6 protein-coding genes and 1 tRNA gene are annotated in these 10621 nt (G+C 63.7%); 2 read left to right on the top strand and 5 right to left on the bottom strand.

Features of this window, described 5'->3' with window-relative positions; translation table 11 throughout:
- Positions 1 to 88: 88 nt before the first annotated feature.
- The 4 genes from NMQ14_RS17110 to NMQ14_RS17095 all read right to left on the bottom strand — a co-directional run bounded on the left by NMQ14_RS17110 (position 89) and on the right by NMQ14_RS17095 (position 7177).
- Positions 89 to 859, bottom strand: coding sequence for a PEP-CTERM sorting domain-containing protein (locus NMQ14_RS17110; RefSeq protein WP_257098060.1), 771 nt, complete (start codon positions 857 to 859; stop codon positions 89 to 91).
- A gap of 42 nt (positions 860 to 901) precedes the next feature.
- On the bottom strand, positions 902 to 1786 hold the full coding sequence (locus NMQ14_RS17105; RefSeq protein ID WP_257098058.1) for a PEP-CTERM sorting domain-containing protein: 885 nt from the start codon (positions 1784 to 1786) through the stop codon (positions 902 to 904).
- Positions 1787 to 1907: 121 nt separating this feature from the next.
- Entirely contained in the window at positions 1908 to 4508 is a 2601-nt protein-coding gene (locus tag NMQ14_RS17100; RefSeq protein ID WP_257098056.1) for a TonB-dependent receptor, read from the bottom strand.
- A 341-nt stretch (positions 4509 to 4849) separates the two neighbouring features.
- Positions 4850 to 7177 carry a Tex family protein gene (locus tag NMQ14_RS17095; protein WP_257098054.1) on the bottom strand — a complete coding sequence of 776 codons (2328 nt, stop codon included), beginning with the start codon at positions 7175 to 7177 and terminating at the stop codon, positions 4850 to 4852.
- A 127-nt stretch (positions 7178 to 7304) separates the two neighbouring features.
- Here NMQ14_RS17095 and NMQ14_RS17090 point away from each other — a divergent pair, with 127 nt between their 5' ends.
- Positions 7305 to 9311 carry a UvrD-helicase domain-containing protein gene (locus NMQ14_RS17090; protein WP_257098053.1) on the top strand — a complete coding sequence of 669 codons (2007 nt, stop codon included), beginning with the start codon at positions 7305 to 7307 and terminating at the stop codon, positions 9309 to 9311.
- A gap of 82 nt (positions 9312 to 9393) precedes the next feature.
- On the opposite strand, the gene NMQ14_RS17085 is transcribed toward NMQ14_RS17090, so the two are convergent.
- Positions 9394 to 10281: a cytochrome c5 family protein gene (locus NMQ14_RS17085; RefSeq protein ID WP_257098052.1), complete on the bottom strand. Its 888-nt coding sequence runs from the start codon at positions 10279 to 10281 to the stop codon at positions 9394 to 9396.
- 189 nt (positions 10282 to 10470) lie between these two features.
- Here NMQ14_RS17085 and NMQ14_RS17080 point away from each other — a divergent pair.
- A tRNA-Arg gene (locus tag NMQ14_RS17080) sits at positions 10471 to 10547 on the top strand.
- Positions 10548 to 10621 lie beyond the last annotated feature (74 nt).

The raw sequence follows: 10621 nt of genomic DNA, 5'->3' as shown, positions 1-10621 counted from the left end.
AAAAACACGGCCCCCTGCCGGACAGTGCAGGGGGCCGTTTCAATTCCAGCCGGCGGCGCTTGCGCGCCGCCTTCCGTTGCAGCTTCGATTACCCCTTCGTGCGACGGCGGGCAGCGAAGCCGATCAGGCCCAGACCGGCCAGCAGCATGGCGTAGGTTTCGGGTTCAGGCACGTCGGTGACCGGCGCGAAGCCTTCGAACGTCGCCGTGCGCAGCGGGGGCGACATGCCGTCGATGCTCGGTGCCTGACGGATGGTCACCGCATCCACCAGGTAGGTGAATTCCGTTGCATTGGTCTTCAGCACATACCAGCCAGTCGCCGGATTTCCTTCTTCGACCGAAATGTCAGTGCGGAAGTCGACCACGTTGTCGTCGAATACATCCACCGGATTGGTCGGGCGGGTGCGTACGCCATTCGAGGTATGGGCGGTCGATTGCAGGCGCAAATCTTCGTCGGTCGCGGCATACCATCCAACTGACACGTCATAGTTGGCATAGCCACTGCGCAGGATGTCGTTGATTTCCGTTTCGTAGTCCAGGTCACCGATTTCGATCTCGCCGACATCCAGTTCGAAACGCGAGGCGAACAGCAGCGTGCTGTCGGTGGTGCTGCGATAGACGAAGTCGTAGAAGGTGCCGATGTCGGTGCCGTCGTAGATCACCGAGCTGATGCGGCGGGCAGCGCGGGTATAGCCGGCGCTTTCCGGCGTCCAGTCGAAGCCGAGGAACAGCGGGTCAGCCGCAGCGTTGCTGACGCCGACGATCCGCAGGTCGCCGCTTTCCGGCAGCGCGACGAAAGCGTGTGCCGCGTGGGCGCCCAGGCCCAGCATCAGCGACAGTGCGATGGTTTTGATTTTCATGATGTTGACCTCTTTGTTGAGTGGTGCGAAAAACTGCGGGTATCAGGCGCGCATGCGGCGACGTGCGATCACGCCGATCATGCCGAGGCCGGCGAGCAGCATTGCGTAGGTGGACGGCTCCGGAATCGGCGCGGTATTCGTCGGGACGAATCCGCCGGTGAATGCCTTGACGACCGGCTGGCTTTCTTCGCCTGCCTGGAAGTAGCCGATCGCGTTGTCGGCATAGGTGTAGTACGTCGCGTTGGTCTTCAGCAAGTACAACCCGCTGTACGGATTGCCTTCCGATAGATTGATGTCTGACTGGAAGCTCACTGCATCCGGATCAAAGACATCCATTTGCTTTAGACCCTGATCACTTCGCGCAGCACTGTAAAGGCGCAAATCGAAGTTCGAGAGGAATAACCACGCTGCCGCAGCGTCGAATGTGGTGCCATCTTCCTCGAAACCATAGCGGAAGACGTTATTCAACTCGGCATTCTGCTGCTGGCCCGGTAGACCCAGAATGACGCGTGTTCCGAATACCAGCTTGTTGTCGCGTGAATCGCGGTACACAAAGTCGTAGATGTCGCCAATCGCCTGCCCAGCCAGTGTGACATCTTCATTCAGGCGGTAATCGAGCAGCGTCAGCGTGCCGGTTCCTATGATCGATTGAGCACCCGTCGTCGAACGCGCGTTGTACGTGATGCTGCTCGCAACAAGCGGGATTACTTCGTTGTCGATATTTACGAATGACGAGGTAATCACCATCGGTGTGGGTATAGACTGCGTTGGCGCAGCTAGCTGCAGAAAGTACCTGTCGGTATTCTGATTGGTGGCGCCGTTCAACCGCCACGGAAACGATTTGTTGAGCTCGACAAAATCACCCGCTATCGCGCCCACGCTGGCGCCCATCAATACTGTCGCCGCGGCGACATGCACAAATTTCATGATGCGATCTCCTTTTGAAGTGATTCAGGGTGAGGCAATGATTCGGCGGACACATGACGGATTCGGCTGTGCCTCTTGTTGTAATCGATCCTTGTCCGATCGATGGAAAACGATCCGGTGCTCATGACCCGAATGCGTAGTTGAGGCCAAACCACACGGCGCGGGGCGCACCGGGGCCGACGAAAAGCGAATGTGTCCAGTCGAAGGAGTTGTAATTGAACCCTGAGGAATCCCGCGCGCCGAAGGATCCGGATGTGAATGGATTTACGGCGAGGTCGCCGGCGGTGGTGTATCGGCGGTCGAAAATGTTGTCGACCTTGCAGAACACGGAGATATTCTTGTCGACGCGGTAATTCGCATTGAAATTGAATACGGCGAAACCGGACGTCTTGCCTTTTCCGACGTAGCGTTTGCCGAGACCGGGGATCTGCGCATTTCCGGTCAGGTCGGTGCCACCCGGTTCCGATTCGTTGTTTTCGTTGCCACGCGCAAATACAAACGACTGCGCAACCATCGAAAATCCAAAGGTGAAATTGCTGGTGACATCCATGTTCCAGCCGAGGCGGAACGAATGCTTCGGAAGCCCCGGAATGACATCGCCCGGATTGATTTCGAAGTCGTTCACACGCCCCTGGGTACGATCCGCCGAGCTGTTCGACTGATTGACGATGGTGGCGCTGGATTCGAAGGTGGCATTCAGGCGGCTGTAGCCGGCACGCAGCGAATGGCGACCGAATTTGCCTTTCAGATTGAGTTCGAAACCGTCGCGTTCGGTTTTGCCAAAGGTGTCGAACACGCCGCGGTTGCGCTGTCCGAGCGACACGAAAAGGATGTCGTCGGTCAGTTCGGTCCGGTAAGCCGTGGCGCTCCACGACAGCTGGCCGTTCAGGCTGCTACCCCTGAGACCGAGCTCCGTCGTCAGCGACCTGACCTGAGGCAGGAAAGGGTCGGAGGTCAGCGAGGTCGGAATGGTGCAGCCCAGATTCTTGCCGTCGTTCAGCCCGTTCGGATCCTCGAGCGTCTTGTCGCGTGCGCAGCCCAGTTCGATGACGGAAGGTACGCGCGAGCCGCGACTGACGTTGCCATACACGTTGAGGTCCTGCGCCGGCAGCCATGACACGCCGAGCGACGGATTCAGGCTGCGGTAGCCGTAGTCGCCGGTCGAGCACAGAAATCGTGTGCTGACCGATGACAGCGTGCCGCAGGCTTCCGCCCTGTTGTTGAAGAAGTTGGACGTGAATTGATAGAGCGGAATCGGCTTGTCCGACTGCAGTTCATTCTTGACGCGCGAGTAACTGAGCCGTGCGCCGTAGGTGATGAACAGGTTGGGCGCAGCCGTCCAGGTGTCGCTGAAGAACAGCGCAGCCGTCCTGCTTGACCCGGTCAGATTGTTCCGCGTGATGTCCTGACTCAGCGCGAGCAGACCCAGATCCGCCTCGCGTGACGGATCGAGGAACACGGTGCGTTCGGAATCGATGAAGCCGAGCCGCTGGCTCTGCCGGAAGTCGACGTCGCTCCAGTCGAAGGAACTGCCGACGACGATCTGGTGCGTTTCGCTGATCTGCGTGAATTGCAGGGCGACACCTTCCGAGCGCTGATCCGAGCGGCTGAAATTGAACAGCCCGTTCGGCGCCACCCCGGCACACCCCGGATAGGTCGGTCCGATGTTCTGGTCCAGCGCGCCATTCGGCGAACCGAAACCGTCCGGGCAGCTGACACCCAGCCGGTTCGCGCTGGCGCCCTGGTCGAAGTCGTCCCACACGTCGCCACCCGTGCCCTTCTGCTTCAGGTCACGGCGATACATCTGCAGCGCGACGCTCGATGACTCGCTGATGTCGAAACGGACGCGACCGGTCAGATGGTTCAGGTCGTTGATGTTCTCGTCCGGTGAGGTGAACACCGAATTCGGACTTTCACGCCACTGTTCTTCCGGGATCAGGCCGTTGCCGACGAGGGTGTTTTCGGCTTTCAGCAGGCTCAGCGTGGCTTCCGTCGACGTGCCGCGGATGTCGATACGGCCGAAGTACTGACGCACGCTGGTCGGCGAGTTGGTTCGCCAGCCATCTTCATCGAACTTGTTGAGCGCGAAGAATCCGGCCAGCGGGCCCGAATTGCCACCGGCTGCAAGCTGGTACTGGCGTCGGCCAAACGCACCGCCAAGAGCGGAAAATTCCACTCTCGGGCTGGTGAAGCCCGATTTCGTATTGACCGAAATCGCACCGCCCAGCGTGTTGTGACCGAACATCGGATTGGACCCGGGCAGGAGGTCCATGCGCAGGATCGCGATGTTGGGGATCAGGTCCCAATTCACGACGTCGCCGAACGCTTCGTTGATGCGCACCCCGTCGAGATAGACGGAAAGGCCCTGCGGCGTGCCGATCAGCGGCGAAGCCGCAAAGCCGCGGAAATTCAGGTCCTGCTGGAACGGATTTCCGGCGTAGTCATTGACATTGATCGACTGGAACTGCAGGTTCATCGCTTCCGTCAGCGACACCGCACCGGACTGCTGCAGTTCGTCGCCGGTGAGGCTCTGGACGTTCGAAGTCGTTTGCTGCTCGTCGAACACCACCCCCGGCAGCGGCGTGATCACGCGTGGTGCGCGGATCTCCACCGTGGGCAGTTCCTTGACCGGTGCTTCCTGCGCACAGACGACGGCACTCGCGCTCAGCAGGGCGAGCGCGGCCGGGGTCAGGCGAAATGTCAGGGGATGCGAGGGTTTCATCGGGAAACGTGTAGGACGGCTCCCTACACGATCGATAGCTGTTTATTTCCCTCGCTTTTACCGACTGGCTGCGCGCGGAGGCAGGGAGAAACTCCCGCCGGAAAAATGTCGGGAAAACCTCCCGTAACATTAGTGCGCTAATTAAAGTGGTGTGGCGATAAGCCGCCCGGCCAAATGCGTTGATGGGCCGAGAACCCACGCAGCACTTAACATTCCTCAACGATTGAAAGGGTCGTGCGGCGTCGCGCGCCGGGGGCTCTGCTGCTTCAATGCATGAGGTTCCGGAATCGCCGGTGCTTCATGATTGTCGCGTCGGGCAGGATGCCCGTGGGTGGCTCGGCTCAGCGCTTCGTCGCCTTTGCGAACGCGGCCGCCAGCGCGTTGTTGGCGGACGGGGCATCCTGCCCGCGTTCGCTGCGTCGCGCGTCGCCCTGCCGGGTCGTCGGACGGGTGTCCTTCGCGGCCGGCTTGCGTGCCACCTCGTCGCCCAGGCGCATGGTCAGCGCGATGCGCTTGCGGGCGAGGTCGACCTCGACCACCTTCACCTTGACGATGTCGCCGGCCTTCACCACCTCGGCCGGGTCCTTCACGTAGCGGTTGGCGATGGCCGACACATGCACCAGGCCGTCCTGATGCACGCCGATGTCGACGAAGGCGCCGAAGTTGGTCACGTTGGTCACCACGCCTTCGAGCAGCATGCCGGGTTCGAGGTCCTTCAGCTGTTCGATGCCGTCGCGGAAGGTCGCCGCGCGGAATTCCGGGCGCGGATCGCGGCCGGGCTTTTCCAGCTCGCGCAGGATGTCCTGCACCGTCGGCAGGCCGAACCGTTCGTCGGCGTACTTCTGCGCCGACAGCGCCTTGACGGTCGCCGCGTCGCCGATCAGCTCGCGCGCCTTCTTCTTCACGTCGGCCAGGATGCGCTCGACCACCGGATAGGCTTCCGGGTGCACCGCCGAGGCGTCGAGCGGGTTGTCGCCGTTCATGATGCGCAGGAAGCCGGCGCACTGTTCGAAGGTCTTGTCGCCGAGGCGCGGTACCGACAGCAGTGCCTTGCGCGACGGGAACGCGCCGTTGGCGTCGCGATGCGCCACGATGTTCTGCGCCAATGTGGCGTTCAGTCCCGATATGCGTGCCAGCAGCGGTACTGACGCGGTATTCACATCGACGCCGACCGCATTCACGCAGTCTTCGACCACGGCGTCGAGCGAGCGGGCGAGCCGGGTCTGGCTGACGTCGTGCTGGTACTGGCCGACGCCGATCGCCTTCGGGTCGATCTTCACCAGTTCGGCCAGCGGATCCTGCAGCCGGCGGGCGATTGACACCGCGCCGCGCAGGCTCACGTCCAGCCCCGGAAATTCCTTCGCCGCCAGCTCCGACGCCGAATACACCGACGCGCCCGCTTCCGACACGACGATCTTCGTCATGGCGAGTTCGGGCTTCAACTTCATCAGGTCGGCCGCCAGCTTGTCGGTTTCGCGGCTGGCCGTGCCGTTGCCGATGGCGATCAGCTGCACGCCGTGCTTCGCGGCGAGGCCGGACAGCACGTGCAGCGAGCCGTCCCAGTCGCGCCGCGGCTCATGCGGGTAGATGGTCGCGGTGTCGACCAGCTTGCCGGTGGCGTCCACCACCGCCACCTTCACGCCGGTGCGGATGCCGGGGTCCAGCCCCATCGTCACGCGCGGGCCGGCCGGCGCGGCGAGCAGCAGGTCCTTCAGGTTCTTGGCGAACACGCGGATCGCCTCCAGCTCGGCGCGGCTACGCAGCGCGTTCATCAGATCGAGCTCGACATGCACCGACAGTTTCACGCTCCAGGTCCAGCGGGCCGTTTCGACCAGCCAGCGGTCGGCCGCGCGGCCATTGTCGCGGATGCCGGCATGCACCATCACGCGCCGCTCGCACGGGTTGGGCTCGGCGCTGCGCGTGCCGTCTTCCGGATCGGTATCGAGCGCCAGCTTCACCCGCAGCACGTCTTCGTTGCGGCCGCGGAACAGCGCCAGCGCGCGGTGCGACGGAATGTCGGCCAGCTTTTCGCGGTAGGCGAAGTAGTCGCGGAACTTGGCCGCCTCGGCGTCGCTGTCCTTGCCGTCGGCGACCGTCGCGACCACGATGCCGTGTTCGGCCACGTGCGCGCGCAGCGCGCCGACCAGCTCGGCGCTTTCGGCGAAGCGTTCCATCAGGATCTGGCGCGCGCCGTCGAGCACTGCCTTGGTGTCGGCAAAGCCCGCTTCGACATTCAGGTAGGCCATCGCTTCGGCTTCGGGCATCAGCGCCGGATCGGCCAGCAGTGCGTCGGCCAGCGGCTCGATGCCCGCCTCGCGCGCGATCTGCGCCTTGGTGCGGCGCTTCTGCTTGTACGGCAGGTAGAGGTCTTCCAGCCGCTGTTTGGTGTCGGCGTTCTCGACGTCGCCGCGCAGCGCCGGCGTGAGTTTGCCCTGTTCGTCGATGCTGGCGATCACGGCGGCGCGCCGCTCTTCCAGTTCGCGCATGTACGAGAGACGTTCTTCGAGCAGGCGCAGCTGGGTGTCGTCCAGCCCGCCGGTCACTTCCTTGCGGTAGCGCGAAATGAAGGGCACCGAGGCGCCTTCGTCCAGCAGGGCGACGGCGGCATTGACCTGTTGCGGGCGCGCGCCCAGTTCGGCGGCGAGCCGCTGTTCGATCGGAGGGAGCATGTGGAACCGGCTGGATGGACTACGGGAGGCGCGAACCTTACCCACGCGGGACGCATGTCGCAAGCCGGTACAATCCACGGCAACCCATCGATTGGTGCGCGGCCCGTCCGGGCGGCGTCTGCATCCCATGCTGTCCGACATGAACACGCCTCAGCGCGAGGCGGTGAAATACCTCGACGGTCCGTTGCTGGTGCTGGCCGGCGCCGGCTCCGGCAAGACGCGCGTCATCACGCGCAAGATCGGCTACCTGGTGAACGAGTGCGGCATCGAGCCGCGCCATATCGCGGCCATCACCTTCACCAACAAGGCGGCGAAGGAAATGCAGGAGCGCGCCTCGCATCTGCTCGACGGCCGCGCCGGCCGGCAGCTCAACATATCGACCTTCCATGCGCTGGGCGTCAAGCTGCTGCGCATCGAAGCGAAGGCGGCCGGACTGAAGCCGACGTTTTCCATCCTGGACGCGTCCGATGCGCTGTCGGTCGTGCAGGATATTTCGAAGGAAGCCGACAAGGCGCGCCTGCGCGCGCTGGTGTCGCGCATGTCCGGCTGGAAGAACGCGCTGCTGACCCCCGCGGCCGTTGCGCCGCTCGTCACCAACGAAGCCGAAGCGATCACGCTGCGCGTCTATGAAGAGTATGAACGCACGCTGCGCGCGTATCAGGCGGTCGATTTCGACGACCTGATCGGCCTGCCCGCGCGCCTGCTCGAAACTGACCCCGACCTGCTGGCGCGCTGGCAGTCGCGGCTGCGCTACCTGCTGATCGACGAATACCAGGACACCAACCGCTGCCAGTACCAGATCGTGAAGTTGCTGGCCGGCAGCCGCGGCGCGTTCACCGCGGTCGGCGACGACGATCAGGCCATCTACGCCTGGCGCGGCGCCGACGTGGAAAACCTGCGCACGCTGCAGACCGATTACCCGAAGCTCAAGGTGATCAAGCTGGAACAGAACTACCGTTCGATGCAGCGCATCCTCGCCGCGGCGAACACGCTCATTTCCAGCAACCAGAAGCTGTTCGAGAAGAAGCTGTGGTCCGACATGGGGCGCGGCGACCCGATAACGCTGATGGTGGCGCGCGACGCCGAGCACGAAGCCGAATGCATCGCCATGCGCATCGCCGCGCACAAGTTCGAACACCGCGGCAAGTTCGGCGACTACGCGGTGCTGTATCGCGGCAACCATCAGGCGCGCGTCATCGAAACCGCGCTGCGCGAACAGAAGATTCCATATCTGGTCAGCGGCGGCCAGTCCTTCTTCGATCGCGCCGAAATCAAGGACGTGATGGCCTATCTGCGGCTGGTCGCCAACAGCGATGACGACCCGGCCTTCATCCGTGCGGTGACCACGCCGCGCCGCGGCATCGGCGGCACCAGTCTGGAGGCGCTCGGCACCTATGCCGGCGAGCGCCACATCAGCCTGTTTGCCGCGCTGTTCGAAACCGGCGCCGAACATGCGCTGCCGGCGCGCGCACTCACTCCGCTGCGCGAATTCGGCGACTTCATCAACAGGCTTGAATGGCGCGCCCGCACCGAAGCTCCGCGCCTGTTGCTCGAAGACCTGCTGCGCGGCATCGGCTACGAAACCTGGTTGTTCGAGCAATTCGAACCGAAGGAGGCGGAAACGCGCTGGAGCAACGTGCGTGACTTCGTCGACTGGATGGGGCGCAAGGGCGAGGAAGACGGCAAGACGCTGCTCGAACTGACGCAGACCGTCGCGCTGATCACGATGCTCGACAAGCGCGACGACGACGAGGCGCGCGATGCGGTGCAGCTGTCCACGCTGCATGCGTCAAAGGGGCTGGAGTACCCGCACGTGTTCCTGGTCGGGCTGGAGGAGGGCATCCTGCCGCACCGCGAATCGATCGAAGAAGGGCGTATCGAGGAAGAGCGCCGGCTGATGTATGTCGGCATCACGCGGGCGCGGCGCACGCTGACGCTGAGCTATTGCGAGCGGCGGCGCAGCGGGCGCGAATCGCGCGACTGCGAACCGTCGCGCTTCATCGCCGAAATGGGCGAGGACGTGCAGCGCCCGAACTCCGACGCCGCACCCAAAGCCGAACAGCGCGCCGCCAACGTGGCCCGGCTGGAATCGCTGAAGGCTTTGCTGGGCGGCACGCCACCGCCCAAAGCATAGGTGGGCGCAATCGCGCGGCGCCGCTGAACGCACGTAAAAAAGCCCGCCGGGTCGCGGCGGGCTTTTCCGCAAATGGGGTGGCTTACTTGGCAGCCGCCACCATCACTTCGACAGCTGCCTTGATCTCGGCATCCTTCAGCGTCACATTGCCACCTTTGGGCGGCATCGCGCCCTTGCCCTTGATCGCATTGGCCACCATCGAATCAAGCCCGGTCGCAATGCGCGCCGACCACTGGCCCTTGTCGCCGAACTTCGGCGCACCGGCCACGCCCATCGCGTGGCAGGCGGCGCAGGCCTTGTTGTACACCGCCTGGCCGTCGATGCCGGCGGCCGCTGCAGGTGCGGGTGCCGCGGCGGGCGCAGCAGCAACCGGTGCGTCGTCGTAGGCGGGGGCCGCGATCGCCGGCACTTCCATCGGCGCGAGCGCAGGCGCGGCGGCAGCCGGTGCCGGTGCGGCAGCGGCGGGTGCGGCTTCTTCCAGCTTGGGCTCGGCAAACTTGCCACCGGCTTCGTTCGCCATGTAGACAATCGCGCGGGTGATTTCGGCTTCGGTCAATGCGGCGTTGCCGCCCTTGGCCGGCATGGCGCCCTTGCCATTCACCGCCGAGTGCACCAGCGCTTCCAGACCGGTCGCGATGCGGCTGGCCCAGCCGGCGCTGTCGCCCAGCTTCGGCGCGCCCGCGGCGCCGGCGTCATGACAGGCCGCACAGGCTGCCTTGTACACCTGCACACCGGTCTTCGGGCCTGCTGCGGCGGAGTCGGCCTCACCGAGTTCTACCCGCGCCACCGGCTGGATACCAGCTGCGATGATTTCGGGGTTCGCCGTGTCAAGACCCTTGTAGCCCGAGAGCACGAATTGGGCGACCAGCACTGCAATGCCCACAAACACCACAAACGACAGTACAACGACCGCCGCCAGCTGCTGCGGCGTCTTGATGAAAGACTCGTGTTCCTCGTGCGCGTCCGACATGGTGTGCGTTCCTTTGAAAACCTTGTGACAGGTGAAAACAAAACGCGCCATTATAGCGGCAGCGAGCCGCTTTCGCCTCACCTGCAACAGCATGCCATGGACGCGTCCGGGCAAAGCCGTTATCCTTTGTGCTGTTCTGATCGGGTTTTCCGGTCGGCTCCCGGGGCTCCCCGCCTCCGACAAACCCAAGCGCCTGTAGCTCAGCTGGATAGAGTACTGCCCTCCGAAGGCAGGGGTCGTGCGTTCGAATCGCGCCAGGCGCGCCAAACACCAAACGGGTCGGCCTTCCCAGTCCGGCCCGTTTTCGTTTTCTGCTTCGCCCGTCCCACTGCACGCCTGC

The sequence above is a fragment of the Methyloversatilis sp. XJ19-13 genome (genome assembly GCF_024580155.1).
GTDB lineage: Bacteria > Pseudomonadota > Gammaproteobacteria > Burkholderiales > Rhodocyclaceae > Methyloversatilis.
This window is presented reverse-complemented; position numbering and strand designations above follow the sequence as displayed.

What these genes read in the sequence shown, in the direction of transcription:
- NMQ14_RS17085 (WP_257098052.1), bottom strand. Translation starts at nt 10,281, where the DNA reads ATGTCGGACGCGCACGAGGAACACGAGTCTTTCATCAAGACGCCGCAG.
- NMQ14_RS17110 (WP_257098060.1), bottom strand. Translation starts at nt 859, where the DNA reads ATGAAAATCAAAACCATCGCACTGTCGCTGATGCTGGGCCTGGGCGCC.
- NMQ14_RS17100 (WP_257098056.1), bottom strand. Translation starts at nt 4,508, where the DNA reads ATGAAACCCTCGCATCCCCTGACATTTCGCCTGACCCCGGCCGCGCTC.
- NMQ14_RS17090 (WP_257098053.1), top strand. Translation starts at nt 7,305, where the DNA reads ATGCTGTCCGACATGAACACGCCTCAGCGCGAGGCGGTGAAATACCTC.
- NMQ14_RS17095 (WP_257098054.1), bottom strand. Translation starts at nt 7,177, where the DNA reads ATGCTCCCTCCGATCGAACAGCGGCTCGCCGCCGAACTGGGCGCGCGC.
- NMQ14_RS17105 (WP_257098058.1), bottom strand. Translation starts at nt 1,786, where the DNA reads ATGAAATTTGTGCATGTCGCCGCGGCGACAGTATTGATGGGCGCCAGC.